Consider the following 26,196-nt stretch of genomic DNA (forward strand, 5'->3'; position numbering starts at 1 on the left):
CCTCGCACTAGGGTGCGCGCCGTTGGACGAACCGATGGGGAGGCTGGGATGGCCGGGACGGAAGAGGAGGTCGCCACCGCGGACGACGCTCTGTATGTGCTCACGGCGGTACTGCTGACGCCTGCGCAGTTTCCGAGCGTCCTGGGGGACGACTACCCGGAGGCCTGTGCGGCGCTCGGCCTGGCACCGCTCGCCGACGGGTACGGCCTGGTGCTCGGCCAGGACGGTGACGGGGCGCGGTGGACGGTCGCCGTCGACGACGTGTCGCTGGTCGCCGTGGCCATCGCGTCCTGGGACTGCGGAATGGAGTACGACCTGTCGCCCGACGAGCACAGCGTCGTCGCCGCCCTGCCGGGCTGGCCCCTGGCCCTTGCCGTGGCGGCTCCCGGCGTGCCCGCGCCGCACGACCCGGACCCGGAGTCCTCCGGCGGGACCCCGCTGTCCCCGCCCGACACCGGTGTCTGGGGACCTGCCCAGCGCCGTCTGGGCGCCGACGAGATCGCGCTGCAGTGGGCGGTGTGGCGCGAGCAGCTCGACGACGTGGAGTTCCTCGCTCCCGCAGACAGCGCCCGCGCCGCGGACGGCGACGATCCGTCGAGCGCGTCGGCCCACGGGACCGGCGAACCGGCGGACGGAACGGGTGGCAGTGCCTCTCCGAGCCACAGCGGCATCCGGCGCGTGCTGGCGGAGGCACGCGCGTACGTGGACGCGCCGCCGCCGCTGGGCCGGGTCCGGTCGTCCTTCGCGCCCGGCGACGCGCGTACCCTGCGGGCCGACGGTCCGGGCTGGTCGATGGTGGCCCGCACCGACGACATCGCCTTCGTGCTCCTCGACGACGAGCCCGGCGAAGTCCTGCCGATCGGTCGTGGGCCGGAGCTTCCGGGCCTGCTGGAAGCCCTCGACAAGCTGGCGGTACGTCCCCTCTGAGCCCCTGTCCTCAGAGGGGACGACCGCCGGAGTCCGACGCTGGTGGCGTGGGTTCAGCGCGATGTCCGGACGCCCGTGGACCGGACCGTCGGCCTGCGAGCGGCGATGTGGCCGGCTCCTGCGCCCCTGGTAGGAGCCGGCGGGGACGGGAGCGCTTCAGCGGCCGAGCTCCTTGCGGGTGACACGGCGCAGCCGGCGTCGCTGCGAGGGGTCCAGGGCCAGGTATGCGGCGGCCGGGACTCCGAGCACTATCAGGACGGCGACCCACCAGGGCAGCCAGATCAGCAGAATGAGCCCGACCGCCACTCCACCAGCGGCGATCTTCGCGTTCTTCGACATCTGTCGCCTCCTTCGCGGCCACTGCCGCTCTCTGCTGTGAGAACGGGCCCGTGCTCCCGGCGGTTCCGGACCGCGACCCTGAGACGCCCCTGAGGCGCACCCCTACTGGTCGCGCCGTGGCCGCTCTCCATTCTGAAGGAGGAGCGAGCGCCGGACGAGCGAGGCTCACTCACACGCGTGCGGACTCTTCTGGGCACACACGCGCGTGTGTGTGCCCAGAAGCCGGAGGCCTCCGCGTCAGCCGCGCGCACCCAGCAGGTGGTCCATCGCGAGCTGGTCGAGCCGCTCGAAGGCCATCCCGCGCGCGGCGGCCGCCTCGACGTCGAAGTCCTCGAAGGCCGAGCGGTCGGCCAGGAGCGCCTCGAGGCCGTCCGCCGCCGTGGGCTGCACCAGCTCGTCGAGCCGGGAAGCGCGCAGGGCCTCCTGGACCTCCGGGTCGGCCCGGAAGGCGGCCGAACGCTCCCTGAGGATGAGGTAGTTGCGCATGCAGCCGGCGGCCGAGGCCCACACGCCGTCCAGGTCCTCGGTCCGCGGCGGCTTGAAGTCGAAGTGGCGCGGGCCCTCGTAGCCGGCGCTCTCCAGCAGGTCGACCAGCCAGAAGGCGGCGCGCAGGTCACCGGCGCCGAAGCGCAGGTCCTGGTCGTACTTGATGCCGGACTGGCCGTTGAGGTCGATGTGGAAGAGCTTGTCCGCCCACAGCGCCTGGGCGATGCCGTGCGGGAAGTTGAGCCCGGCCATCTGCTCGTGGCCGACCTCGGGGTTGACGCCGTACAGCTCCGGGCGCTCCAGGCGCTCGATGAACGCGAGCGCGTGGCCGACGGTGGGCAGCAGGATGTCGCCGCGCGGCTCGTTCGGCTTGGGCTCGATGGCGAAGCGGATGTCGTAGCCCTGGGAGGTGACGTACTCGCCGAGGAGGTCGAACGCCTCCTTCATCCGGTCCAGCGCTGCCCGCACGTCCTTGGCCCCGCCGGACTCGGCACCCTCGCGGCCGCCCCAGGCCACGTACGTCTTCGCGCCGAGTTCGACGGCCAGGTCGATGTTGCGGATCGTCTTGCGCAGCGCGTAGCGGCGCACGTCGCGGTCGTTCGCCGTGAACGCGCCGTCCTTGAAGACGGGGTGGGTGAAGAGGTTCGTGGTGGCCATCGGCACGGTCATGCCGGTCGCGTCGAGCGCCTGCCGGAAGCGCTTGATGTGCGACTCGCGCTCGGTGTCGGAGGCGCCGAAGGGGATCAGGTCGTCGTCGTGGAAGGTCACGCCGTGTGCGCCGAGTTCGGCCAGGCGCTGCACCGTCTCGACCGGGTCGAGGGCACGGCGCGTGGCATCGCCGAACGGGTCCCGTCCCTGCCAGCCGACGGTCCACAGGCCGAAGGTGAACCTGTCCTCGGGGGTGGGCTGGTAGCTCATGCCGCGGCTCCTTGCTCGCTTGCGACTATTTCGTCATGGCGATTTACAAATTAGTATGCCGACGCGTCCCTGGGAAGGGAACAAGGGCCCCGACCGGGACGACACCCGCGTCGCCGGGCCGTGTACACCAAAAGAACCGCAGGTCAGATACCGCGAGCCGCGGAAAGAGGGAGAGCCGATGTCAGCAGCCGAGGGTCCGCTCGTCGTCGGTGTGGATTCGTCCACGCAGTCCACCAAGGTGCTCGTCGTCGACGCGGCCACCGGGCAGGTCGTGGCGAGCGGGCAGGCGCCGCACACCGTCTCGTCCGGCGACGGCCGCGAGAGCGACCCGCGCCAGTGGTGGAACGCCTTGTGCGCGGCGCTCCAGCAGTGCGGGGAGGCGGCGCACGAGGCCGCCGCCGTGTCGATCGCCGGCCAGCAGCACGGCCTCGTGACTCTGGACGCGCAGGGCGCCCCGGTGCGGCCGGCGCTGCTGTGGAACGACGTACGCTCGGCGCCGCAGGCCCGCCGTCTCGTCGAGGAACTGGGCGGCCCGAAGGCCTGGGCGGAGCGCACGGGCAGCGTGCCGGGAGCCTCCTTCACGGTCACGAAGTGGGCCTGGCTCGCCGAGCACGAGCCGGATGCGGCGCGGTCGACGGCGGCGGTGCGCCTGCCGCACGACTACCTCACCCAGCATCTGACGGGTGAGGGCACGACCGACCGGGGGGACGCCTCGGGCACCGGCTGGTGGGCGTCCACGACCGAGGCGTACGACGAGGAGACCCTGGCCCATGTGGGGCTCGATCCGGCGCTGCTGCCCCGGGTGGTGCGCCCGGGCGAGGTGGCGGGGACCGTGCGCGACAGCCATGGCCTGCCGTTCTCCAAGGGCACGCTGGTGGCGGCCGGCACCGGTGACAACGCCGCCGCCGCGCTGGGCCTGGGGCTGCGACCGGGCACACCGGTGCTGAGTCTCGGCACCTCCGGCACGGTGTACGCGGTGTCCCGCCACCGGTCGGCCGACCCGACGGGCACGGTGGCGGGTTTCGCCGACGCGCGCGGTGACTGGCTGCCGCTGGCCTGCACTCTCAACTGCACGCTCGCCGTGGACCGGGTCGCCGCTCTGCTCGGTCTGGACCGCGAGGCCGTGGAACCCGGTACGTCCGTCACACTGCTCCCCTACCTGGACGGCGAACGCACCCCGAACCTGCCGAACGCCTCCGGGCTGCTGCACGGGCTGCGCCACGACACCACGCCCGGACAGTTGCTTCAGGCCGCCTACGACGGCGCCGTGCACGCCCTGCTCGGCGCGCTGGACCTGGTGCTCGACCAGGACGCCGACCGCACCACCCCGCTGCTGCTGATCGGCGGCGGCGCCCGGGGCGCGGCCTGGCAGCAGACCGTGCGGCGCCTGTCCGGGCGGCCGGTACAGATCCCCGAGGCCCGAGAGCTGGTCGCGCTGGGCGCCGCGGCGCAGGCCGCGGGGCTGCTCACCGGCGAGGATCCGGCCGCGGTCGCCCGCCGCTGGCGCACGGCCGACGGCCCGGTGCTCGAGGCGGTGGAGCGCGACGAGGCGACCTTGAACAGGATCTCCGGGGTACTCTCCGATGCGGCACCGCTGCTGGAGCGCGGGACGCGGACCCCCTGACGGCCGCCGACGGGCGGACGGCCGTCCCGCGGCCGTCCGCCCGCACCGCACCGTTCGGCGCGGAGCGCCGGCGGACACCGACCAAGAACGACACCGAGGACGACGGAGGCATGACCGCACCGCTGCACGAGGCCCACTCCGCCGGTCCGGGGCGCACGCTGCCCGACACCCAGCAGGGCATGCGCCGCCGCAACCTCGCCCGGGTCATGCACACCGTCCGCGACGAGGGGCCGCTGTCACGGGCGGCGGTCGCCTCACGCATCGGACTGACCCGTGCCGCGGTGTCCACCCTCGTCGACGAACTCGTCCGGGCCGGACTGCTGGATGAGCTGGGACCCGAGCGGCCCGGCCGGGTGGGCCGCCCCGGTTCGGCGCTGGCCGTCAGCGGGCACGGCCCCGCCGGGGTCGGCGCGGAGGTCGGGGTCGACCACCTCGCGGCCTGCGTGGTCGATCTGCGCGGCCAGGTGCGGGCGCGGGCGGTACGTCATGGAACGAACCGGGGCCGCTCCCCCGAACCGGTGGCGAGCGAACTCACCGCACTGATACGCCAGGTCGTCGCCGAGGCGGAGCGGCAGGACCTGTGGGCCGCGGGGCTCTCGGTCGCGGTGCCGGGACTGGTCGCACGGGACGGTCGTACGGTCGTGCGTGCCCCGAACCTCGACTGGAACGACACCGATCTCGGCGTCCTGCTGCCGCCCGGACTGCCCCTGACGGTGGACAACGAGGCGAACTTCGGCGGACTCGCGGAACTCTGGCTCGGCGAGGACACACCGCGTGACTTCCTGCATGTGTCGGCGGAGATCGGCATCGGTGCCGCCGTGGTGGTCGACGGGCGGCTGCTGCGCGGAACGCGCGGTTTCGCGGGCGAGCTGGGGCATGTGCCGGTCGAACCGGAGGGGCCCGCGTGCCCGTGCGGCGGGCGCGGCTGCCTGGAGCAGTACGCGGGAGAGGAAGCCGTGCTGCGGGCGGCCGGCCTTGAGCCGGGCGAAGGCCGGGTCGGACTGCTGGCGACCCGCGCCGCCGCGGGCGACGAGGACGTACGGCGGGCGCTGCGGGATGCCGGCAGGGCGCTGGGCGTCGCGCTGACCGGCGCCGTCAACCTGCTCGACCCTCGGAGCGTCGTGCTGGGCGGTGCCCTGTCCGCACTCGCGCCCTGGCTCCTGCCCTCCCTGGAGGCCGAGTTGGCGAGCCGGACCGCGGGTGCCGCCTGTCCGGTGTCCGTGTCCCGGCTGGGCCCCGAGGGACCGCTGCTGGGCGCCGCGCACGCGGTGGTGCGGTCCGTCCTCGACGACCCGGCGGCCGTGGCCGAACGCGTCTGATCTCAGGCCCACTTCACTCGATCGAGTGGCGAAGTTTTCCACAATTCCCCGGGCGTCCACCGAACCCCGCCAGTCTCTTCTGCCCAACACGCGAGCCCCGTACCGTGATTCACACGAGGTGCCGCCGTCGAGTCGGGTCGCCGGCGGATCTCGGGTGATGAAGGGGTTCTCATGACGGGGGAAACACCAGCTGTCCCGGACAGGCACGTCAGGCCCACCGGTTCGACACGTCGGGCGCTTGCCGCCTTCCGAATAGCCCGGCTCGACCCGGTGAAGTGACCCGCGCCTGACCACTGTTCGGCAGGCGGGCTGCCGGCCGGTCTGCCACCCGGGCCGACCAGCGCCCGTTGACCGATCCGTGTGACACCGACTCCGCGTGCATGGCCACGCTCCACGAGGAGCGGCCGTCGGTGAGCGAGACTCGCCGCGGGCCGTACGAACTCCCCCACTCACCGACCGAACCACCCACCTCCTCACGGACGGCCCAGCGGCCTCCCGCCCCTCCCCACGACACCCGCACCACTCCCCCACACACAACAGAAAGGCCACCGCCCATGGACCGGGCACGACCGCTCCTCCCCAGCCGACGCCATCTGCTCAAGGGTGCCGCCCTGGCCGTCGTCCCCTATGCCTTGCTTCCCGCCACGCGGGTCGACGCTCAGCCCCAGGCAGTCGACTACCCGGAGGCCGAGTGGCAGCCGGCCAGCAGCTCCAACTACACGGCGTCCAGCCGGCCCACGAGCTACTCGGTGGACCGGGTGGTCATCCACGTCACCCAGGAGACGTACGCCAGCACCCTGGCGATCTTCCAGAACCCGAAGAAGGAGGTGTCCGCTCACTATGTCGTCCGGTCCGCCGACGGGCAGGTCGCGCAGTGCGTCCGCGAGTCGGACGTCGCCTGGCACGCCGGGAACTGGGACTACAACACCCGCAGCATCGGCATCGAGCACGAGGGCTGGGTGGACAAGCCCGCCTTCTTCACCAACGCGCTGTACGAGGAGTCGGCCAGGCTCACCGCGGCGATCTGCGACCGATACCGCATCCCCAAGGACCGCGCGCACATCATCGGGCACTATGAGGTTCCGGGCACGGACCATACCGATCCGGGGCCCAACTGGGACTGGGTGCGCTACATCAGACTCGTGAACTTCGCCTGACGGAGAGCCCGGGCGAAAAGGTTGTCCCGTCGCGCACCGGGAGTGACGATGTCCACAGCCGCATCGCCGTCCGGGGAGGCCGCATTGACCGATCCGTGGGTGGCCCTGGAACCGGGAGCCGACCCTGCCGAGCGTGTCCGGGCCCTGCGCCGGGCGCACGAGACGTTCACCGCGGTGGGCACGGTGCCGCGTCCGGTGCGTCCGGTGGTGGCCGACTCGTGGCGGCGTTCCGCGCGGGCGGGTGTCGGGCCGGACGGCACCGCGAGTGTGGAACTCGGCGACGGTGACCTCGGCACCTACAGGGCGGAGCATCCGCTGGCGCCGGTGATGCCCCTGTTCCGGGAGCTGCTGGGCACGTACGCCGCCGACGGGGAGCATCTGCTCGCGGTGTGCGACGCTCACGGCAGGCTGCTGTGGGTGGAGGGGCATCCGGGAACGCGGCGCAAGGCGGACCGGATGAACTTCGTGCCAGGCGCGCGCTGGTCGGAGACCTCGGTCGGGACGAACGCGCCGGGCACGGCGGTCGCGCTGGACCGCCCGGTGCAGGTGTTCGCGGCCGAGCACTTCATCCGGCGCGTCCAGCCCTGGACGTGCGCGGCGGCCCCGGTCCACGATCCGCGCACGGGAGAGGTGCTCGGCGCGGTGGACATCACCGGTGGGCACGGGCTCGCGCACCCGCACAGCCTCGGTTTCGTGCGGGCGGTGGCGCGGGCCGCCGAGTCCGAGCTGGCGCTGCTCGCCCCGCGTCGGCCCGCCGCCGACGCGGCGGAGTTGACCGCGCTCGGCAGGGACGAGGCCCGGCTGGTGGTCGGTGGCCGCGGTGTTCGGCTGAGCCGTCGGCACAGCGAGATCATGGTGCTGCTGGCCGGTCATCCGGAGGGGCTGACCGGGGACCAGTTGCTGTGCGCGCTGTACGAGGACGAGTCGGTGACGCCGGTGACGCTGCGGGCCGAACTGGCCCGGCTGCGCAGGGTGCTCGGTACGGGGGTGCTCGCCTCACGACCGTACCGGCTGACCGTTCCGGTCGGCTCGGACGCGGCGGCCGTCCAGCACCGGTTGGAGACAGGGGCGGTCGCGGCGGCCGCCGCGGCCTACTCCGGTCCACTGCTGCCCGGCTCACAGGCGCCGGCGGTGGTGCGGCTGCGCCGGCGTCTCGCCGACGGAATGCGGAGCGCGCTGATCGCCCGTCGCGCCCCCGACCTGCTGGCCGACTGGGTGCACACGCCGTGGGGCGAGGACGACCTGGACGTGTGGCGGGCCCTCGTCGCCGTGCAGCCGACCGCGACGGCCCGGGCCCGGCTCGCCGCGCTCGAGGCGGAGTTGGCGGCGCCGCCCGGCTGGCACGGTCCGGCACCCCGCTGACCGCTTCGGGCCCCCACCACCCATCGGTGGCCCGTTCCGCAACGTCCTTGCAACGTCGCCGTGTCTAGTCTCGCGCCGAGAGCTGTCCAACGGTGGACAGCGCTGCTGAGGGAGGCAGACCAGGATGACCCGTTACGCGGCGCCCGGCACCGAGGGCGCGATCGTCTCCTACCAGACGCGCTACGACCACTTCATCGGCGGCGAGTACGTGCCGCCGGCCCGCGGGCAGTACTTCGAGAACCCCTCGCCGGTGAACGGGCAGCCGTTCACGGAGGTCGCGCGCGGAACGGCGGAGGACGTCGAGCGGGCGCTGGACGCGGCGCACGCGGCCGCCCCGGGCTGGGGGCGCGCCTCCGTGACCGAACGTTCCGGCATCCTGCTGAAGATCGCCGACCGCATGGAGGCCAACCTCGAATCCCTGGCGGTCGCCGAGAGCTGGGAGAACGGCAAGCCGGTCCGCGAGACGCTGGCGGCCGACATCCCGCTGGCCATCGACCACTTCCGCTACTTCGCGGGCGCGATCAGGGCGCAGGAGGGGTCGCTCGGGGAGATCGACAACGACACGGTGGCGTACCACTTCCACGAGCCGCTCGGGGTGGTCGCGCAGATCATCCCGTGGAACTTCCCGATCCTGATGGCGACCTGGAAGCTGGCGCCCGCGCTCGCCGCGGGCAACGCGGTGGTGCTCAAGCCCGCCGAGCAGACCCCGGCCTCGATCCACTACTGGCTGAGCCTCGTCTCCGACCTGCTGCCGCCCGGGGTGCTGAACATCGTCAACGGCTTCGGTGTGGAGGCGGGCAAGCCACTCGCCTCCAGCCCGCGAGTGGCGAAGGTGGCGTTCACGGGCGAGACGACGACGGGGCGGCTGATCATGCAGTACGCCGCCGAGAACATCAAGCCGGTCACGCTGGAGCTCGGCGGCAAATCGCCGAACATCTTCTTCGACGACGTCTCGGCGGCGGACGACGACTTCCGTGACAAGGCGCTCGAGGGCTTCACGATGTTCGCGCTCAACCAGGGCGAGGTGTGCACCTGTCCGTCCCGGGCGCTGATCCAGCGCGGTCACTACGCCGAGTTCGTCGAGGCGGCGGTCGCCCGCACCGAGCTCATCACGACGGGCCACCCCCTCGACACGGACACCATGATCGGGGCCCAGGCCTCGAACGACCAGTTGGAGAAGATCCTCTCCTATCTGGACATCGGGCGGCAGGAGGGTGCGCGCGTCCTGACGGGCGGGGAACGCATCGAGCACGAGGGCGAGTTGAAGGGCGGCTACTACGTCCAGCCGACCATCTTCGAGGGCGACAACCGGATGCGGATCTTCCAGGAGGAGATCTTCGGCCCGGTGGTCTCGGTGACGTCCTTCGACGACTTCGACGACGCCATCAAGATCGCGAACGACACGCTGTACGGGCTCGGCGCGGGCGTGTGGACCCGGGACACCGGTACCGCGTACCGCGCTGGCCGCGCCATCCAGGCGGGCCGCGTCTGGACCAACTGCTACCACGCCTACCCCGCGCACTCCGCCTTCGGCGGCTACAAGCAGTCCGGAATCGGCCGCGAGACCCACAAGATGATGCTGGACCACTACCAGCAGACGAAGAACATTCTTTGTTCCTACAGCCCTCAGAAACTCGGTTTCTTCTAGAGCCTCAAGGGGTTGCCTGGAGGCACCGTTACCCTCCAGGCAACCCAACACCAGACACACTCTCAGCAACCGACTCAAGGGTCTGATGCAGGGTTGGGTGACAGGTTCGGTCACGCGGCGCGGAGGGCCGGGACGGTCATGACGGTTTCGAATTCGACGGGGGTCAGCCGGCCGAGTGAGGCTTGTCTGCGGCGTCGGTGGTAGGTCCTCTCGATCCAGGTCACGATGGCGATCCGCAGTTCCTGGCGGGTGGCCCACGTGCGGCGGTCGAGGACGTTCTTCTGCAGCAGGCTGAAGAAGGACTCCATGGCCGCGTTGTCGCCTGCCGCCCCGACTCTGCCTGTCGATCCGGCGATCTTGTGCTGTGTTGGGCGAGTTCGATGCCCGGGGCGCAGCCGTCGGCGTTCTCGCGGTCCCCCTCCAACTCGGGGTGGTCCTTGGGGCTGCGGTTCTGAACCTGGGCAGCGGCCGGCCGATCGACCGCCTGAGCGTCGTGTGAGCGCAACCCCGCCAGGATCTTCGCCGGCCCGTCGTAGGCGTGGGAGATGGGCTTCACGTCGCCGCCATCTTCCTCTGGTCCACCGGGCGATCCGAACGAAGGTCTTCAGCCGTCGTACGGGACCCAGGCACGCTTGCCTGCGCGGTTGCCGTACCAGTAGTGCGGTGCTCCCTTGATGCTGGTGGTGCGGAACGGGTGGCCGTGGTCGTCGATGCGGATCGTGCCGGTGCGGCCCTGGGAGGACCAGTCGAGTTCGAGGTACCAGCGGGCGTCGTAGAGCTGTGTCGCCGCGACGACCAGCAGCACCTCCGCGTCCTCGGCGGAGACGCGGTACGGGAAGTCCACGGCCGCGATGGCGTGTCCTGTGTCGCTGCCGCTCCTCGCACGGATGACAGGGCGGTCGGCATCGAGGTCCACGGTGAAGTGGCGGGGTGTCAGATCGCTGCCGCAGCCCTGGTCCATGGCGTACGCGTTCCCGACGGCCGGGTCACCGCGGTCGGCGATGCGGACGCGCAGCGCCTCCAGTACCACGGCCGTGGACGACCGCCCCTGCACCGTGACCTGCACCAATGTCTGCCGCCCGGGTACCGCGCCCTGCCTCGCCGCCCACGCCCCGGCGTCCTGCTGCACCGGCGGTGCAGGCACCTGTGCGGGCGGCTTGTCGATGACGTAGTCGTAGCTGCAGCCCATGTCCCAGACCTGGGAGTCGGCGCTCCAGGTGAGGGGCAGGCCGGTGGCCGGCTTCGCGGCCGAGGCGGGACCGCTGCCGGTGGCGGACGGGGCGGGGGCCTTCTGCGGGGGGTCGGGCGGCGCGGACCTCCGGGAGGCGGAGGGGGAGGCGGTGGCTGACGGTTTCGCCGGAGGTTGGGGTGCGGGGGCGGTCGTCCTCCGGTCGGCGGAGCCGGAGGCGTCCGCCTCAAGTAAGTGGCCGCCCGACAGGGTGGACACGCTGCCCGCTGCGGCGAGCAGTGCGCAGGCGGCAGCGGTGGACGCCAGGATCCGCCGGCGGCGGTACCGGGGGCGCGGAGGGGGTGAGGGGACGGGCCTGTCCGGGTCGGGATCGTTCCCGGGCTGCTCCGCGGGGCTGCTCTCCTCGGCGAGCGCCCGGTCCGGGACCGCTGCGGGTGACGGTGCCGAAGCGGCCGTACGCGCCCGCTGCCGAGCCGCCACCGCCGACAGCCACAGCCGGTGCAGTTCGAGCCGCTCCTGCGGTGTCGCCCCGCAGAAGGCCGCGAGCCGCTCCACGGGCGCGAAGTCCTGAGGCACCGCCTCGCCCGCGCAGTACCGGTGCAGTGTGGAGGTGTTCATGGCCAGGCGGCGGGCCAGGGAACCGTAGCTGCGGTCCGTGCGGTCCTTCAGCCGGCGCAGCAGCGCCGCGAACTCCTCAGCATCGTCTCGAATCGGCACTGTTCCCCCGCTGTCCGTCTGCGATCCCGCATTCCAGGCACTCACATACCTGCACGTCAGATGGGCTGGGATGGTTCCACCGTCGCCAAGAGGGCGTCAGTCGTTGCGCGGCGCTGCGGTGACCGCCGATGCTCTGGGTGTCGCACCGACCAGAGCCGGACCGGCCAACTGGCGGCAGGCGGCGTCCGAGACGCGTGCACTGCACTCATGCGTTGTCAGGGTCTCGTACGAGCCCTCCTCCCGTCACGGGGCCGGGGGGGGGCGGCCCGGAACCGACCTCCGCAGCAGCGCCCCGCCATTGGGCCATTCGGCCATTCGACCATTCGGAAACGGAGAACAGACATGAACAGTAAGACCCGCACCGCTCTCGTCGCCGGCGGCCTCACCGTCGCCCTCGGTCTTGGCACCGCCGTCCAGGCCTCCGCCGGGACCCCGCGCAGCGTCAGCGGCAAGCCGTCCGACAACCTCACCCGCGTCGCCGACTTCTACGGCGCCTACATCGACGCGCTGATCGACGAGGACAGCGGCCACCTCGGGAAGGCCCTGCGCAGCCACTACCTCACCGCCGACTTCCAGAAGAAGCTGAACGCCTGGGAGGCGAAGAACCACGCCAACGGCGTCCTGCGCGCCCAGAACGTGCCGCTCGCCTGGAAGGTCGCCGACAACGGCAGCATCGGCCGCAACACCGAGGCCGTCGTCACTTTGACCTTCGGCTCGGGGAAGGTGAAGCTCTTCGTCGATGTGAACCGCGGCCATCAGGTCTTCCGCATCGACACGAAGAGCCTCCGCAAGTAGCGCGGCACTCCTGCCCGGGCCACCGCGTTGCCGATGCGAGGCAGCGGCCCGGGCAGGCGGCTGTGCGAAGCGGGGGGAATGCGCGTGTCAGGCCTGCCTCGGGTATCAGCCGGGCGGGATTACTGACGCGGCGCCTGGAAAGAAGCCCGCGGTCCTGTCCGGTGACGTCCCCAGCGCCGTGGCAGACAGGGTCTTGCGGCGCGCGTGGCACGCCTGGTGGGCTCAACTAGGCTACGGAAAGGTTCTTTTGTCCTCCGGGCATTGGGACGAGCTCGGACGCTGGCAGGCGGCTTCCGCGTGGACTGACCCGCAGCGCACGGTCCGGATCGCGCTGCGCCGCGCCACCGAGTACGAGTTGGTCGAGCTGCTGTCCAGCAGCGTGGCCGGGGTGGACGACGCGGGCCGCCTGACCGCGTGGAGGCTTTGGCGCCTTTTCAACGCCCGGCGGAACGCCCACGGCGGGCGCCGGAGGGCCGTCGCCCAGGCCGACCACGTCACGAGGTGGGACCACGTCCCGATCGCGGTATCCGAGCGGACCCGCAGCATGGCCACCCCCGCCGCCCCCGGCGGTCCTGCACGACCGCCAGGCCGAGCTGCACGAGCAGGAGCGGCGCCGCGAGGCCGCGCGGATCGCGGCGGAGGCCGAGCTGGCACGGGAAGCCAAGCGCGCCGACCTTACCGGCCCTTGGGGCTGGACCGGTACGCACCGCGCCCGCAGCAGGAGCGGCCGCGCCTCTGGGCGTCGCGCGAGCCGGAGGCCGTGCACGAGGCGCAGACGGAGGAGCGGCGCCGTCTCGACATGCCCCTGACGAGGTCGGAGGCCGAGGAGGCGCACCAAACGCGGCAACGCGCAAGAGCGCTGGTGGCGTTCGTTGCATCAATCGACGTGGTTCAACGACCCGGATCTGGCCCTCCAGGAACCCGAGGCCGCGCTGGCCTACCTGCACTCGGTCGCCGCCACCTACACACTTCGCGTGCAGCAGACGCTCAATGAGCTTCAGACGATGCCCGGCACGTGGCGGGACAGCCTCGACATGAACGACTGGGCTCTGCGGCTCACGCCCGAGGAGACGGCCGCCCTGCACCAGGATTTGAGGGACGTCGTCGCCCGCTGCCGGCCGGATACCCCGGAGGCGGCAGCAAGTGCCCCCAAGGGAGCTGAGCGGGTCGGCGTTATCACGCACGTTCTGCCTGAGCTGGATGTGCCCGCCACGTCGGCGGCTCCTTCCGGCCCTCGGAAAGCGACAGGGACGGAGACGTCATGACGGAAGACGTCGCTGGCGCCGACGGCATACCCGGCCAACGGTCCTCACGACCACTGAGCGACGTCTTGGCGGCTATGGCCGTGTCGCTGACCGGTACTCGGGTCTCTGCCGTCGCGCTGCCCTGGTTCGTGCTCGTCACGACCGGCAGCGCCACCCAGACCGGACTGGTCGCCTTCTGCGAGATGGCCCCCTACGTGACGGTCAAGGCGTTCACCGGGCCGCTGGTAGACCGGATCGGCCCGCGGGCCGTTTCCTGGACCACTGATCTGGCCAGCGCAACCGCCGCGGCTGCAGTCCCCCTGTTTCACGCCTTGGATCTACTGTCCCTTCCACTTCTGCTGGCCCTGGTCGCGCTGATCGGCGCTGTGCGCGGCCCCGGCGACCTGGCCAAAGAGGTCATGGTCCCGGAGGCGGCCGAGCGCGGCGGCGTGCCGTTGGAGAGGGCCGCCGGTCTGTCCGGTGTAACCGAGCGGCTCGCATCCACCATTGGCCCAGCGGCCGGCGGCGCGCTGGTCGCGTTGCTCGGCCCCCTGACGGGGCTTGTCGTAAACGCAGGTTGCTTCGCTCTCGGATCAGTAATCATCGGACTGGCGCTGCCTCGCGGGATGGGGCGTGCAGCCGAAGAAACCCCCTCCCAGGCCGGGGAGACGGGAGCGGGTTACTGGCGACGATTCGGCGAGGGCTTCACCTTCCTGCGTGGCGAACTGTTGTTGCTGACCGTCATCGTCATGGTCGGGATCACCAACCTGCTGGATGCGGGGTTCACCACGGTGCTCATGCCCGTCTGGGCCCAAGAATCCGGCAACGGTCCGGCTGTGATCGGCCTGATGGGCAGCGCGCTGGGAGCCGCGGCGGTCGCGGGGAGTCTGGTTGCTGCGTTTGCTGCACACCGGCTGCGACGCCGGGTGGTTTTCTTCACCGGATTCCTGCTGGCTGGGGCGCCGAGATTCCTGATTCTCGCCTCCGGTGCGCCGATGGGAGCGGTATTGGCCGTGTTCGCCGTCAGTGGATTCGGGGCGGGATTCCTGAACCCGGTGCTGGGGGCCGTACTCTTCGAGCGAGTGCCGCGCCGGATGCTGGGCCGAGTCAGCGCGCTCGGTGCCTCTCTGGCCTGGGCCGGTATCCCTCTCGGCGGCCTGATCGCTGGGGCCGGGTGGCCTCCGTCGGACTTGCGCCCGCGCTGCTCGCCGGCGGGGCTGCGTACTTCCTCACCACGAACCTGACTGGGCTGCGGCCGGAATGGCGCGAGATGGACCGCGCGGGTGAGCGGCACGCCCAGGATCGGCAATCCGAGGAAGCCGTTCAGCCGGCCAGTGCGAATCTCACGACATAACGATTACGGAGAAGCGGGAAGCATCTGGTTGCATCCCCTCTGCCACCGCTCCGACAGGCGTCGGCAATGCCTCACGCGCGCCCGGCCAGCTGGTGACGGCGTCCGTCGGCGCCCAGGGGCCTGGAATTTTGACCGCTGCAAGGTCAAGGCCGGCGTCCATACCGAGGTTGACCTCCCCGTATGGGTGCACCAGGGACCAGAAGAGCGGGGTCAGGCCGCGCCGGTCGGTGGGTGTGAGGAGGCCGCCACACTCCGGTTCGCCGAGGATGTCCTGGAGCCCCTACGCCGCGAGGGGCGACCTGCAGTGGATCTGCTGCGGGCGACCGTCGACACCGTGCTACGGGGCGATCCGCTCTGCCGACCCCGGCACCGGCGGCGCAGGACTCCGGGCGGTCATTCCGACGGTCACGATGATGATCAGGAGGTGGGCTCGTGACTGAGGCAGACGGCCGGGTGGCATTGGTGACAGGGGCCAGCAGCGGAATCGGTGCGGCCACCGCGGGTCTCCTTGCCGCGCGAGGGATGCGCGTGGTGGTCAACTACCTGCGCAACACCAAGGCGGCCGACGAGGTCGTGGCCGACATCGAGGCCGCAGGCGGGCAGGCCATGGCCGTGCAGGCCGACGTGCGCGAGGCAGCGGCCGTCGAGAGCATGATCGAACAAGTCCAGGCGGCATGGGGCGGCATCGACGTGCTCGTGCACAACGCGCTGATCCCGTATGCGGTCAAGTCGTTCCAGGACATGACGTGGGAGGAGCTGGGCGGCAAGATCGACGCCGAAATGCACGCGGCGTTCGCGGTCACCAAGGCCGTCCTGCCCGCCATGAGCGAACAGGGCTGGGGACGCATCGTCTACATCAGCACCGGCCTCAGCCGCCGACCCCGGGCGGGCATGATCGCGCTGGGCGCGGCCAAGGCCGCCCTGGAGCAGTTCGCCCGTTACCTCGCCCAGGAACTGGGCCCGCAGGGCATCACGGTCAATATCGTCGCAGGCGGCCCGGTGGAGGACACCCGCATGGGGTCCGCGCTCGACGAGGAGATCAAGCAGCGGCAAATGGCCCTCACCCCTGTGGGCCGCCTGGCACGCCCGGCCGACGTCGCCCAGGCGGTCGCCTTCTACGCCGACGAGGACAACTCCTTCATGACCGGCACCACAGCCGCGGTCGACGGCGGAATGTCGATGGACTGACAGGCCCGACCCATATCCGCCGCACCGTCACCTCAGCACCATACGCCGCGCCGTCCCGCGCCCGTACAGGACGGCGCGGCGATGACAGGATCGAGGAACAGCTTCATGTACAGGATCGATCTCGCCTACGTCGGGCGGGGCCTGCACGAGGAACTGGCCGCCTACATCGCCGACCAGCAGGACTACTACGCCGACGAGGGCGTCCACGTCGCACTGCGCGACGGCTGCACCTGGGACATCGAACGGCTGCGCCGCTGCGCCACCATCGGACTGGGCCGGGCACTGCTCTCCCGCCTGACCGACGGCATCCCGTGGGTCGCCCTCAACGTCAACACCCACCACCCGCTGTTCTGGTTCCTCGCCCGCCCCGGCCTGACCTCCCTGACCGACCTGGCCGGCCAACGACTGGCGGTACACGCCCCCCACACCCCTCCCGGGTGCTTCGCCCGGATCGTGCTGCGCAAGGCCGGCCTCGACCCCGACCGCGACGTCGACACCGTCGTCCGCTCCCCCGGCAACTACGGCATGGACCTGCGCCGACTCCGCGAGGGCAAGATCGACGCCGCCTACGTCGGCAGCACCATGGCGCCCGAGGCAGTCGCCGCCGAACAGGGCTGGCAGGTGCCGGCCTGGGTTGGCGACCACTTCCAGATCCCTACCGTGGGTGTGGCCGTCGACCCCACCTACATCGACCCGGACGACCCCGCGGTCCAGGCCGTCGTACGAGCCCACCGGCGCGCCCTGCAGGTGATCCACAACGAACCCGACACCACCGTGCGGCACATGCGGACGTTCCTGGGCGGACAGACCGAGGACGAAGTCCGAGCCCACTACGAGACGTTCATCGCGCCATACTTCACCACCGACGGCCAAGCCGACCTCGCGGTCGGCGACAGCGCGATCATCGAGGTCGCCGCCGAACTCGATGTCCCCGCCACCGTCACGGCAGCCGAGTTCTACCGCACCGCCACAGCCTAGAGGCCCAGCGACGCCCCGCTGCGCGGGCAGTATCTCGAGATCACCCACGCAGAAACCCCCGCGGCCGCTCGTTGGCCAGGAGTTGGGGGTGTGAAACTGGTGACCTCGCATAATCGAGAGTCGCGTATTCCTCAGCCTGTGAGGGCTCGCTGTCACCGTATGTAGCTACTGGGAGCGTAAGGGCGCTCAGCTCTTCGGAATCCGTGCAGTGAGGCGGGCGGTCAGGCTACTGGCCGGGTCCGGTCACCGACCGCCGCCCCACACCCGTCGAGCACATCCTGCACTGGTCGACCTGGCGCCGACGACGACAACACCGGGCCCGCACCAGCCACTACAAACGCCGCGGACACAGCCCCTGACCTGGTCAGCAGTCAGGGCAAGCACCGTTGCAGTACTAGACCAGGTCGAGTCCGGCCGATCATGGCCGGGCACAGGGCGGTGTCAGACGTGGAGGGATGCGAGTCTCGAGGCCATCCAGGATCCGTTGGAGGCCGCAGAAGCCGCACCAACTGCCGTTTTCGATGGTCAGGATCGGTGCGACCGCTGTACCACCAGCAGACGAAGAACCTCCTGGTGTCGTACTCCCCGAAGAAGCTCGGCTTCGTCTAGGCGCTTGCGCCCCGGGCCGCGGTATTCGCCGCTGCGTCCGGCGCAGCAACGCCGGTTACTCTCGCGTTGAACAGCTCGGCTACCAGGAAGGCCAGGTCAAGTGCCTGGTCTCCGTTGAGGCGTGGGTCGCATGCCGACTCGTATCTGCGGTGCAGGTCGTCGAAACCCAGATCGGCGCTGCCGCCGACGCACTCGGTCACGTCCTCGCCGGTCAGCTCCACGTGCAGTCCGCCGGCGTGGGTGCCGAGCGCCTGGTGCACCTCGAAGAAGCCGGCGACCTCGGCGAGGATGTCGTCGAACCGCCTGGTCTTGTGCCCGCTGGGCGCCTCGAAGGTGTTGCCGTGCATCGGATCGCACACCCACACCACCGGCGCGCCGGAAGCCGTGACCTTCTCCACTAGCTCCGGGAGCAGGTACCGCACGCGGTGTGCCCCCATGCGCACGATGAACGTCAGCCGGCCCGGCCGCCGGTCGGGGTCGAGGCGGTCGATCAGGGCCAGCGCCTGCGCGGGCGTGGTGGCAGGGCCCAGCTTCACCGCGATCGGGTTGTCGATGCTCGCGAAGTAGGCGACGTGGGCGCCGTCGAGCTGTCTGGTGCGGTCACCGATCCACAGCATGTGGCCGCTGCCCGCATACCTTCGGCCGGAACGCGGGTCGTGGCGGGTCAGCGCGGCCTCGTAGTCGAGCAGCAGTCCCTCGTGGCTGGCGAACAACTCCGTGGTGTGCAACGGACCGTCGCCGCACGCGTCCCTGAAGGACAGTGCCCGGTCGATTCGACCGGCGAGTTCGCCGTAGCGTTCACCGGCGGGCGAGCGTGAGACGAAGTCCTGGTTCTCCTTGTGCAGTTGGCGCAGGTCGGTGCCGCCGCGGGCGAATGCGCGCATGACGTCCAGGGTTTTGCGCGAAGCGTCGTACATCCGAAGCAGCCGGGCCGGGTCCGGCCGTCGTTCGGCCTGGCTGAAGCCGATGCCGTTCACCGCGTCGCCCCGGTAGACCGGCAGGGTGCGCCCGTCGACGGTCTCGGTCGGCCGGGATCGGGGCTTCGCGTACTGCCCGGCCATCCGGCCCACCTTGACCACCGGCACCGCCGACGCGTACGTCAGGATCACGGCCATCTGCTGCAGGAGGCGCAGTTTGCCGTGAATCGCCCGCGTCGAGAGGAGGTCGAAACGTTCGGCGCAGTCGCCACCCTGCAGCAGGAACGCCTTGCCCTCTGCCGCCTTGGCGAGTTGCGCGGCGAGCGTGTCGCACTCCTGTGGCGTGACCAACGGGGGCAGGGCTGCCAGGCGTTCCGTCACGTCGCCGAGCTCGGCCGGGCTGGGCCACTCCGGCCGCTGATGGGCGACGAGTGTCCGCCAGTGCGCGGAGGCTTCGCCGGTGAGGGTCAACGGGATCTCCGTCCGCTTCTCATGGCTCTACGGCGCGGGGCGGTCGGCGGTGGACCATCTCGACGAGATCGTGGCTGATGCCCAGGTCGTCGAGCAGCAACTGCAACGGTCCGGTGTCCCGCGCGGGCACGGGACGGGACGCGGCCCACTCGCTCAGCTGACCGGTGTCGATCTCGAAGCCGCCCTGGGCCGCCACGGTCACCCAGGGGTCCAGGTCCGCGGAACGGAACGCGGTCAGCCCGGTGACGAGCGCTTCGCGGAACGTCCGCTGCAGTGCGCCGTCCAGGTTCCGGTAGAGCGAGCCGCACAACTCGCGGAACACCACCGCGTGTCCGCTCTCGTCCCGCCGGTGCAGATCGGTGGTGATCCGGTTCATCGGCTGGATCTCCTGGGCGGTGGCGAGTGCGGAGAGGAACCCGCTGATCGTCGTCTCGGCGGCCAGGGAGAACGCGATGTCGACGATGTCGCGGTCGAACCCGGACAGCCCGGCGCGGGTCGCCTCCAGTTCCTGGACGACCGACCAGACGCCCGGCGCGAACCGCACGTCCGTCAGGTCGCGCCGCCTGCGGGTGACGCCGACGGCGTTGTGGCACATCAGGATGTGGTAGTGCTCATCGATGATCGTCTGGTGCAGCGCGTCGACGGCGACGTCGTCGCGGCGGACGGGGATCCGTTCCTGGAGCATCAACCGGCAGGCCGGCAGGATGATCTCGATCTCGATGGCCGCGGTCTTGGCGTTGTAGGCGATCCACGCCGCGGACAGGATGCGCTCGCGAGCGTCCCGGTCGAGCCGGTCGGCACCCGGAAGTCCCAGCACCGGGACGAGGTGTTCGGGGAAGTCCGGCATCGCCGTGTCGAAGTGACCGTCGAGGTCGAGCTCGTCCTTCTTGACGGCCACTCGCTTCCCCCAGCGTCGCGTCAGCTGCACCAGCAAGTCGCGCTCGTACTCGGGCTCTTCGCGTGCCGCGGTCATCGGGAGACCTCCTTCATGGGTTCTCCACGGGAATCGGGGAGGCGCCGACCGCAACGGCGAGCGCAGCCAGGCGCGACTGCCAGCGCTCGGCCGCTGCGGCGTCCGTGTCCTGGAACCGGCCCAGCCCCTCGGTGACCGGCCGGATGCCGTGCAGGGCGTTCAGCGTCCAGACGGGTACGTCGGCGAGATCCGGCGCGGTGGCCTGTTCGGTGACGACCTGGTGCCCCGCCGTATCGGCGAGCTCACCGAGCAGGGCGCGGGTGACCCCGGAAAGCAGGCCGGGGCCGGGTGGTGGCCCGCACAGCGTGTCGCCCCGCCACCAGACGATGCTCGTGGACGCCCCTTCGAGCACGTGCCCCTCCGGCGAGACCAACAGCGCCTCGTCGGCTCCCGCCGCAGCCGCGGCAGCGCGCAGGGAAACCAGGTGGTCCAGGTCGGCGCCCTTGACGGCCGGCACTCGCCGGCGGTCGGGTCCCGCCGCGGTCCACAACCGGACGGTCGCGGTGCGTGGCGGCGCGGGGCGCAGCCACATCCGCAGCCGCGTTTCCGACCCGATCTCCACGAGTTCGACGCGAGGAAACCATCGGCCTCGCGCGGGCAGCGACTCGGCGACCGCCCGCATGAACCGGTTCGTCTGTTCCGCTCCCGGTCCGGAGAGCTGGTCGCAGGCCGTTCCGAAGCGCTCGGCGTGCCGGTCGAGTCCCCGCACCCGCCCCTCGTCCACGAGCCAGGAGTCGATGACCCGCACCGTCCCGGCGGCGTCGGCCGTCAACCATCCGCCATCGGCGTCCCACCACCGGCGGACGCCCTGGTCCCTCGCTGTGTTCATCGCTGTGTTCATCGCTGTGTTCATCGTGCGGAGCCGCCCACGTCCGACACCGTCGGCGCACGCCAGGCGCGGAGCGACGCCGCCGCCTTGAGGAGCATTTCCTCGTACTCTTCATGCGGGTCGGAGTCGAGCACGATCGCCCCGCCGGCTCCGATGGTCAACCGGTCACCGACGCGGACCGCGGTGCGGATCACGATGTTCAGGTCCGTGCCGCCGGAGAGGCCGAAGTAGCCGAGGGCGCCGGAGTAGACACCCCGGGCCTCCGTCTCCAAGCGGTCGATGATCTCCATGGTGCGCAGCTTCGGCGCCCCGGTCATCGACCCGCCCGGGAAGCACTGCCGGACGCAGTCCATCGCGCTGACCCCGTCATTGAGCCGTCCACGAACAGTGGAGACCAGTTGGTGCACGGTCTCGTAGCTCTCGACGGCCAGGTACGGGTCGACCTCGATGCTGCCCACCTCACACACCCGGCCCAGGTCGTTGCGCAACAGGTCGACGATCATCAGGTTCTCGGCCTGGGTCTTGGCGCTGGAGGCGAGGGTGGCGGCCAGTTCGGCGTCGCGCACCGGGTCGGCGTCGCGGGGCGCTGTGCCCTTGATCGGCTTGCTGGTGACCGTGCGGTCTCTCTCGATGCGCAGGAACCGCTCCGGCGAGGAGCTGAAGACCGTGACGTCGCCGAGGCGCAGGAGCGCGGCGTACGGTGCCGGATTCGCCCGGCGCAGCCTCAGGTAGAAGGACGTGTCGTCGTCGTGGAACGGCATGTGCAATGTGTTGGTCAGGCAGATCTCGTAGCTCTCGCCCCGGTTCAGTTGCCGTCGGCTCTCCGTGATGTCCGCCAGGTACTGGCTCCGGCCGCGGCCGAGGTACTCCTCGGCATTCGGGGGCGGGCCGGCGGCAGGTTCGCGGGGCGGCTCGGCGGCGGTCGGGCTCAGGCCCATCAGGAGTGCGGACGTACGTTCCACCCACTCCCGCGCGTCGCGCCGGGTCTTCTCGTCGTGGACGGCCACCAGGTAGGTCAGTCCCTCCTGGTGGTCGACCGCGATGACACGATCGGCGAACATCCAGACGGCGTCCGGCGTTTCGGCGGTGTGGCGGGCCGTGGCCCCGCATTCGGCCTTGAGTTCGTAGCCGAAGTAGCCGACGTAGCCGCCGGTCAGGTCGAACGGCAGGTCCGAGTCGGGGATGCGCCGTTCACACAGCCGCTGCTCGAGGATGTCGAACAGGTTGCCGGTGACGAGGCGGACGCCGTTCGCATCGCGCACTTCCACTGTCCCGCTGCCGGTGCGGTAGGTCAGGACCTCGCTGAGCGGACCTGACGTGTCGCCGAGGAACGAGAACCGGGACAGGCCTTTCTCCACCCGGCTGCTGTCCAGCCAGAAGCAGTACGGGATGTTGTCGAAGAACTTGAGAAAGACGGCCTCGGAATCGGCAGCGGTCGACACGACCGTGCTGATGATTCCCAGTCCTTCGACCGCGCCGGGCGTGTCGTCGGACCGTGCGGTGACGGCGGTGGTGTCGGTGACGGACGGCCGTTGTCCGTGCTGCGTCCGGCGGGTCAGTTCGGCGAAGTTCTGCAGGATCTCACGCCCGTGCTGAGAAGCGATCGACTCGGGGTGGAACTGCACGCCCCACTGCGGCAGATCGCGGTGACGCAGCGCCATGAGCACACCGTCGTCCGCCCACGCGGTGGCGACGAGTTCCTCGGGCAGAGGCTCCTGCACGCACAGCGAGTGGTAGCGGACCGCGACGAATTCACGCGGAATGCCGGCGAACAGCGGATCTCCGTCGTGGGAAACCTTGGCGAGGTGCCCATGTTTCGGTTCGGGCGCGGCGACCACCGACGCTCCGGCCAGGTGCGCGATCATCTGATGGCCGAGGCAGACGCCCAGCACGGGCAGCGTGGTGCGGCGCAGCAGGTCGCTGACGAGGCCGACGTCGCGGGGGTTCTGCGGCCGTCCGGGGCCGGGTGAGACGACGATGTTGTCGAAGTCCTCCAGCCGCAGGCTGGACAACATCGGATCGTCGTTGACCATGACGACGGGCTCCTGGCCGTTGATTTCGGCGATCAACTGGTACAGGTTGAAGGTGTACGAGTCGTAGTTGTCCAGTAGCAAGGTACGCATCACGGACCGTCCAAGATTTTCCGGAGCGCCTGGACGTCACCCGGTGCCAAGGTGATCCCGAAGATCTCCTCGGGAGCGGAGAGCATCTCGTCCTTGTCGAGTTCCCGGAAGGTCGCCGGCTCCGCGGGACGTATTTCCGTGAGAGTGCTGCCGGCGAGGAGGTGCCTCACTTCGGGCTGTGTGCGCTGCAGGACCATCCGGTGGTTGAACGGCGAGCGCGGGTGAGTCAGGCAGAAATGGTTGAGGAGCTCGAAGTCCGACGGATAGCGCACGTCCGTGGTGAAACCGTAGAGCTCTGCCGGGCCCTCGGGTCGCAGGAACCGCAGTACGTGTTCACCATTCGGTTCCCGCACCAGGTCGAAGGGCCAATCGCCGTCCAGCCGCGAGTTCTCGGCGAGGCGGATGGGGACGTGCGGCCCGTACGCACCGAAACTCACGTCGAAGAGCCAGCGTTCGTCGTCGAGCTGCACGCACAGGGCGACGTGGAGTGCGGGACCGAATTTGTTCCCGGTGCGGATCCGTGTTCTGCCCGCGAACGCAGAGAACGTGAAGCCGATCCGGTCCAGCACTGCCGCCACCAGGACGACCTGTTCCAGGCACCAGCCGCCGCGGCCCTGTCGCACGATCTTCTCCTGGACGCTGTCCAGGTCCAGCGGCACCGCCGTGCGCCCGAGCACCGCGTCGAGGTTGTCGAAGGCGATCGCGTCGACATGGGCGGCGTGCAGGCCGCGCAGTGTGGAGAGGTCCGGAGCCACGTCGCCCTCGTAGCCCACGCGGGTCAGGTAGGCGTCCAGGTCGACGCCGCTGCCCTGCCACATCGAATCTGTCACCCGTAGCTCATCCTTCATGTGAACTGCCCGGCGATCACGGCCGCGAGAATGATCCAGCCGAAGTAGGTGTTGGCGACGAAGGCGTCCCAGCACGATTTCGGATCATCAAGGTCCACGCGTGCGAGCAGATAGGACAAGAAGATCCCCGCGAGCACGACGATCAGGTAGAACGCCCACCCCATCGACGTCCGGGAGCCGGCCCACAGCACGCCGGCGACGCTGATCGCGACGAACATCGCCAGCCACGCCTTGGTGGCCTTGCCGAACAGCAGAGCGGAGGACCTGACACCGATGTTCCGGTCGTACTCCTTGTCCTGATGGGAGTAGATCGCGTCGTGAATCAGGGTCCAGAAGGCCCCGCAGGCGTACAGGCCGTACACCGCGAGCGGGTAGTGGAAGCTCCCGGTCACCGCCGTCCAGCCGATCAGCACATAGACGCTCATCACCAGCGCCAGGAACGCCGAGGGCCAGAAGAAGATGCGCTTCATGAAGGGGTACGCGACGATCAACGGATACGAGGCCCCGGCGACCAGGGCTGTCTCCACGTTCGCCACCGCCAGGACCAGCAGTGCGACCACGGCCTGTGCGGTGGCGAACAGGAGTGCGTTCCCGACGCTGATCGCCCCCGACGCGACAGGACGGGTCACGGTGCGGGCGACTCGGGCGTCGACGTCCCTGTCGACCACATCGTTGACCGCGCAGGCCGCGCCGCGCACCAGCACCGCGGCGATTGCGACAACCACCACCGCCGGCAGGTCCGGTCGTTGCCCGGAGGCGAGGATGACGGCCCACAGCCCTGGAAGCAGGTAGAGCACGTACCCCGTAGGCCTGTCCAGTCGCATCAACAGGAGATACGCGCGGGCCGAATCCGGACTCTTCGCGACTACGTCTGTAGATATCTTGTGCAGCATCAGGATCTGATCACCATGTCACCGGAAGTTGGATCAACCCGCCGATCAGCGTGTTGTGGCGCAGCCCCAGCTCCTCCACCCCGACAGCCAGACGCATGGTGGGGAAGCGCGCGACGAGCTGGGTGAGCACCACCTGCAGCTGCATCCGGGCCAGCATCGCGCCGACGCAGGAGTACGCGCCGCGCCCGAACACGAGGCTGCCCGTGGTGTCGCGAGCGACATCGATCCGGCCGGGGTCGGCGAAGACCGTCTCGTCGTGGTTGGCCGCGATGATGTTCAGCAGCACGAAGTCGCCGGTCCGGATGGTGACTCCGTCGATCTCGAAGTCCGTCAGCGCATAACGGGGCATGCCGCCGTTGTGCGGGTTCGGCATCGACATCCGCAGGGTTTCCTCGACCGCTCCGGGGACGAGGCCCGGGTCGTCGAGCAACGCCTGCCACTGCTCGGGGTCGGCCAACAACAGCGACACACAGGTGCCGATCCGGGCCACCGTGGTCTCATAGCCACCGAACAGCAGCAACGCCGTCAGCCCGAGGACCTCGTTGTCGTTGATCCCCTCGGTCGCGCAGATCCTGGAGATCACGTCATCGCCCGGATTCCGCCGCTTGTCCGCGACGAGTTGCCTGCAGTAGCCGAACAACTCGCCCAGTCCCTGCTTGGACCTGACCGGGTCCCCGACGTTGGCGGCGTCCTGGGTCCAGCTGCCGAACCGGTCCTTGTCCTCCTGGGGCACGCCCAACCACTCGCACATCACCCGAATCGGCAGCGGCAGTGCCAGCGCCTGGCGCAGGTCCACCGGCGGCTTCTGCCCGGCCAGTCCGTCCAGGAGCCGCCCGGTCAGTTTTTCGACGTAGGGCCGCAGCGCCAGCATCCGCTCGGGCGAGAAGTGCGGCTCCAGCAGCGCACGCAACCGAGCGTGGTCGGTGGCGAAGTCGCCCAGCAGGCCGGCGAGAAGCGCCGACCCGCCGTCCTTCGCCGCGGCCTCCGGATCGGGATTCGAGCGGCCGAGCCGGTCGTCGTCGAGCAACCGCGCCACCTGGGCATGACCGGTGACCAGCCACGCCTCGTCGCCCTCGGCGGTACGAACCCGATGGACCGGGCCCTGGGACTGGAGTGTGCGCAGCCTTGGCGCGAGTTGCAGCACGTTCGTCTGCTCGAAAGGCAATTGAGCTGGGGTACTCACTGACGGCCTCCGCCGGAATCTAGGTTCGGATGGTGGGTCTGCTCCCAGTGCCCGAACTCGCCGCGCCTGACGGGCGGGGCCGGGCCGTCGTGGGTGCCAGCCGTG

General features: G+C 70.4%; 19 protein-coding genes and 3 pseudogenes. 11 read left to right on the forward strand and 11 right to left on the reverse strand.

What is annotated here, in order from left to right:
- The first annotated feature begins 48 nt into the window (after positions 1 to 48).
- Entirely contained in the window at positions 49 to 927 is an 879-nt protein-coding gene (locus ACIP4X_RS13140) for a hypothetical protein (RefSeq protein WP_358731404.1), read from the forward strand.
- A 156-nt stretch (positions 928 to 1,083) separates the two neighbouring features.
- Here the strand turns inward: ACIP4X_RS13140 and ACIP4X_RS13145 are convergent, their stop codons facing one another.
- Together ACIP4X_RS13145 and xylA are read right to left on the reverse strand one after the other, a co-directional pair.
- Positions 1,084 to 1,266 (reverse strand): hypothetical protein, encoded by a 183-nt coding sequence (locus ACIP4X_RS13145; protein WP_100567433.1) that lies wholly within the window; start codon positions 1,264 to 1,266, stop codon positions 1,084 to 1,086.
- A 237-nt stretch (positions 1,267 to 1,503) separates the two neighbouring features.
- Positions 1,504 to 2,670 (reverse strand): xylose isomerase, encoded by a 1,167-nt coding sequence (gene xylA, locus ACIP4X_RS13150; protein ID WP_391454823.1) that lies wholly within the window; start codon positions 2,668 to 2,670, stop codon positions 1,504 to 1,506.
- Between the two features lie 178 nt (positions 2,671 to 2,848).
- On the opposite strand from xylA, the gene xylB reads away from it, so the two are divergent.
- From xylB to ACIP4X_RS13175, 5 genes are all read left to right on the forward strand, one after another.
- The gene (gene xylB / locus ACIP4X_RS13155; RefSeq protein WP_358731407.1) at positions 2,849 to 4,294 is read left to right on the forward strand and encodes a xylulokinase; all 1,446 of its coding nucleotides are present in this window, start codon (positions 2,849 to 2,851) and stop codon (positions 4,292 to 4,294) included.
- Between the two features lie 110 nt (positions 4,295 to 4,404).
- Positions 4,405 to 5,613 (forward strand): ROK family protein, encoded by a 1,209-nt coding sequence (locus ACIP4X_RS13160; RefSeq protein ID WP_391454824.1) that lies wholly within the window; start codon positions 4,405 to 4,407, stop codon positions 5,611 to 5,613.
- 554 nt (positions 5,614 to 6,167) lie between these two features.
- Entirely contained in the window at positions 6,168 to 6,770 is a 603-nt protein-coding gene (locus ACIP4X_RS13165; RefSeq protein WP_358731411.1) for a peptidoglycan recognition family protein, read from the forward strand.
- Between the two features lie 48 nt (positions 6,771 to 6,818).
- On the forward strand, positions 6,819 to 8,132 hold the full coding sequence (locus ACIP4X_RS13170) for a GAF domain-containing protein (protein WP_391454825.1): 1,314 nt from the start codon (positions 6,819 to 6,821) through the stop codon (positions 8,130 to 8,132).
- A gap of 124 nt (positions 8,133 to 8,256) precedes the next feature.
- The gene (locus tag ACIP4X_RS13175) at positions 8,257 to 9,780 is read left to right on the forward strand and encodes an aldehyde dehydrogenase family protein (RefSeq protein WP_358731415.1); all 1,524 of its coding nucleotides are present in this window, start codon (positions 8,257 to 8,259) and stop codon (positions 9,778 to 9,780) included.
- 110 nt (positions 9,781 to 9,890) lie between these two features.
- Here the strand turns inward: ACIP4X_RS13175 and ACIP4X_RS13180 are convergent.
- Positions 9,891 to 10,145, reverse strand: a pseudogene (locus tag ACIP4X_RS13180) (integrase core domain-containing protein); the annotation flags it as partial.
- Between the two features lie 239 nt (positions 10,146 to 10,384).
- Positions 10,385 to 11,686, reverse strand: a complete 1,302-nt coding sequence (locus ACIP4X_RS13185; RefSeq protein WP_358731416.1) for a helix-turn-helix transcriptional regulator — start codon at positions 11,684 to 11,686, stop codon at positions 10,385 to 10,387.
- Positions 11,687 to 12,028: 342 nt separating this feature from the next.
- Here ACIP4X_RS13185 and ACIP4X_RS13190 point away from each other — a divergent pair, with 342 nt between their 5' ends.
- The 5 genes and pseudogenes from ACIP4X_RS13190 to ACIP4X_RS13210 all read left to right on the forward strand — a co-directional run bounded on the left by ACIP4X_RS13190 (position 12,029) and on the right by ACIP4X_RS13210 (position 17,245).
- The gene (locus ACIP4X_RS13190) at positions 12,029 to 12,481 is read left to right on the forward strand and encodes a hypothetical protein (RefSeq protein ID WP_358731419.1); all 453 of its coding nucleotides are present in this window, start codon (positions 12,029 to 12,031) and stop codon (positions 12,479 to 12,481) included.
- Positions 12,482 to 13,314: 833 nt separating this feature from the next.
- Positions 13,315 to 13,746: pseudogene (locus ACIP4X_RS13195) on the forward strand (ArsR family transcriptional regulator); the annotation flags it as partial.
- A pseudogene (locus ACIP4X_RS13200) lies at positions 13,743 to 15,079 on the forward strand (MFS transporter). The pseudogenes ACIP4X_RS13195 and ACIP4X_RS13200, both read left to right, overlap by 4 nt.
- 432 nt (positions 15,080 to 15,511) lie before the next feature.
- On the forward strand, positions 15,512 to 16,267 hold the full coding sequence (locus ACIP4X_RS13205) for an SDR family oxidoreductase (RefSeq protein WP_391454826.1): 756 nt from the start codon (positions 15,512 to 15,514) through the stop codon (positions 16,265 to 16,267).
- A gap of 105 nt (positions 16,268 to 16,372) precedes the next feature.
- Positions 16,373 to 17,245: an ABC transporter substrate-binding protein gene (locus ACIP4X_RS13210; RefSeq protein WP_391454827.1), complete on the forward strand. Its 873-nt coding sequence runs from the start codon at positions 16,373 to 16,375 to the stop codon at positions 17,243 to 17,245.
- 605 nt (positions 17,246 to 17,850) lie between these two features.
- On the opposite strand, the gene ACIP4X_RS13215 is transcribed toward ACIP4X_RS13210, so the two are convergent.
- From ACIP4X_RS13215 to ACIP4X_RS13245, 7 genes are read right to left on the reverse strand one after another with little or no spacing between them, the layout of a single operon-like run.
- Positions 17,851 to 19,242, reverse strand: coding sequence for a class II 3-deoxy-7-phosphoheptulonate synthase (locus ACIP4X_RS13215; protein WP_401348224.1), 1,392 nt, complete (start codon positions 19,240 to 19,242; stop codon positions 17,851 to 17,853).
- A 19-nt stretch (positions 19,243 to 19,261) separates the two neighbouring features.
- Positions 19,262 to 20,215: a diiron oxygenase gene (locus ACIP4X_RS13220; RefSeq protein ID WP_391454829.1), complete on the reverse strand. Its 954-nt coding sequence runs from the start codon at positions 20,213 to 20,215 to the stop codon at positions 19,262 to 19,264.
- Between the two features lie 13 nt (positions 20,216 to 20,228).
- The gene (locus tag ACIP4X_RS13225) at positions 20,229 to 21,044 is read right to left on the reverse strand and encodes an aminotransferase class IV (protein ID WP_391454830.1); all 816 of its coding nucleotides are present in this window, start codon (positions 21,042 to 21,044) and stop codon (positions 20,229 to 20,231) included.
- Positions 21,045 to 21,064: 20 nt separating this feature from the next.
- A complete protein-coding gene (pabB, locus tag ACIP4X_RS13230; RefSeq protein WP_391454831.1) occupies positions 21,065 to 23,167 on the reverse strand; it encodes an aminodeoxychorismate synthase component I in 2,103 nt (700 codons plus the stop codon).
- Positions 23,167 to 23,997: an arylamine N-acetyltransferase gene (locus ACIP4X_RS13235; RefSeq protein WP_358731432.1), complete on the reverse strand. Its 831-nt coding sequence runs from the start codon at positions 23,995 to 23,997 to the stop codon at positions 23,167 to 23,169. The genes pabB and ACIP4X_RS13235 overlap by 1 nt, the downstream gene beginning before the upstream one ends.
- 14 nt (positions 23,998 to 24,011) lie before the next feature.
- On the reverse strand, positions 24,012 to 24,908 hold the full coding sequence (locus ACIP4X_RS13240; RefSeq protein WP_391454832.1) for a UbiA family prenyltransferase: 897 nt from the start codon (positions 24,906 to 24,908) through the stop codon (positions 24,012 to 24,014).
- 10 nt (positions 24,909 to 24,918) lie between these two features.
- Positions 24,919 to 26,073 carry a cytochrome P450 gene (locus ACIP4X_RS13245; RefSeq protein ID WP_391454833.1) on the reverse strand — a complete coding sequence of 385 codons (1,155 nt, stop codon included), beginning with the start codon at positions 26,071 to 26,073 and terminating at the stop codon, positions 24,919 to 24,921.
- Positions 26,074 to 26,196: the final 123 nt, after the last annotated feature.

This window comes from Streptomyces sp. NPDC088817 (assembly GCF_044750345.1).
Classification (GTDB): Bacteria; Actinomycetota; Actinomycetes; order Streptomycetales; family Streptomycetaceae; genus Streptomyces.

What these genes read in the sequence shown, in the direction of transcription:
- ACIP4X_RS13225 (WP_391454830.1), bottom strand. Translation starts at nt 21,044, where the DNA reads ATGAACACAGCGAGGGACCAGGGCGTCCGCCGGTGGTGGGACGCCGAT.
- pabB (WP_391454831.1), bottom strand. Translation starts at nt 23,167, where the DNA reads ATGCGTACCTTGCTACTGGACAACTACGACTCGTACACCTTCAACCTG.
- xylB (WP_358731407.1), top strand. Translation starts at nt 2,849, where the DNA reads ATGTCAGCAGCCGAGGGTCCGCTCGTCGTCGGTGTGGATTCGTCCACG.
- ACIP4X_RS13170 (WP_391454825.1), top strand. Translation starts at nt 6,819, where the DNA reads ATGTCCACAGCCGCATCGCCGTCCGGGGAGGCCGCATTGACCGATCCG.
- xylA (WP_391454823.1), bottom strand. Translation starts at nt 2,670, where the DNA reads ATGAGCTACCAGCCCACCCCCGAGGACAGGTTCACCTTCGGCCTGTGG.
- ACIP4X_RS13210 (WP_391454827.1), top strand. Translation starts at nt 16,373, where the DNA reads ATGTACAGGATCGATCTCGCCTACGTCGGGCGGGGCCTGCACGAGGAA.
- ACIP4X_RS13160 (WP_391454824.1), top strand. Translation starts at nt 4,405, where the DNA reads ATGACCGCACCGCTGCACGAGGCCCACTCCGCCGGTCCGGGGCGCACG.
- ACIP4X_RS13240 (WP_391454832.1), bottom strand. Translation starts at nt 24,908, where the DNA reads ATGCTGCACAAGATATCTACAGACGTAGTCGCGAAGAGTCCGGATTCG.
- ACIP4X_RS13140 (WP_358731404.1), top strand. Translation starts at nt 49, where the DNA reads ATGGCCGGGACGGAAGAGGAGGTCGCCACCGCGGACGACGCTCTGTAT.
- ACIP4X_RS13175 (WP_358731415.1), top strand. Translation starts at nt 8,257, where the DNA reads ATGACCCGTTACGCGGCGCCCGGCACCGAGGGCGCGATCGTCTCCTAC.
- ACIP4X_RS13165 (WP_358731411.1), top strand. Translation starts at nt 6,168, where the DNA reads ATGGACCGGGCACGACCGCTCCTCCCCAGCCGACGCCATCTGCTCAAG.
- ACIP4X_RS13190 (WP_358731419.1), top strand. Translation starts at nt 12,029, where the DNA reads ATGAACAGTAAGACCCGCACCGCTCTCGTCGCCGGCGGCCTCACCGTC.
- ACIP4X_RS13220 (WP_391454829.1), bottom strand. Translation starts at nt 20,215, where the DNA reads ATGACCGCGGCACGCGAAGAGCCCGAGTACGAGCGCGACTTGCTGGTG.
- ACIP4X_RS13145 (WP_100567433.1), bottom strand. Translation starts at nt 1,266, where the DNA reads ATGTCGAAGAACGCGAAGATCGCCGCTGGTGGAGTGGCGGTCGGGCTC.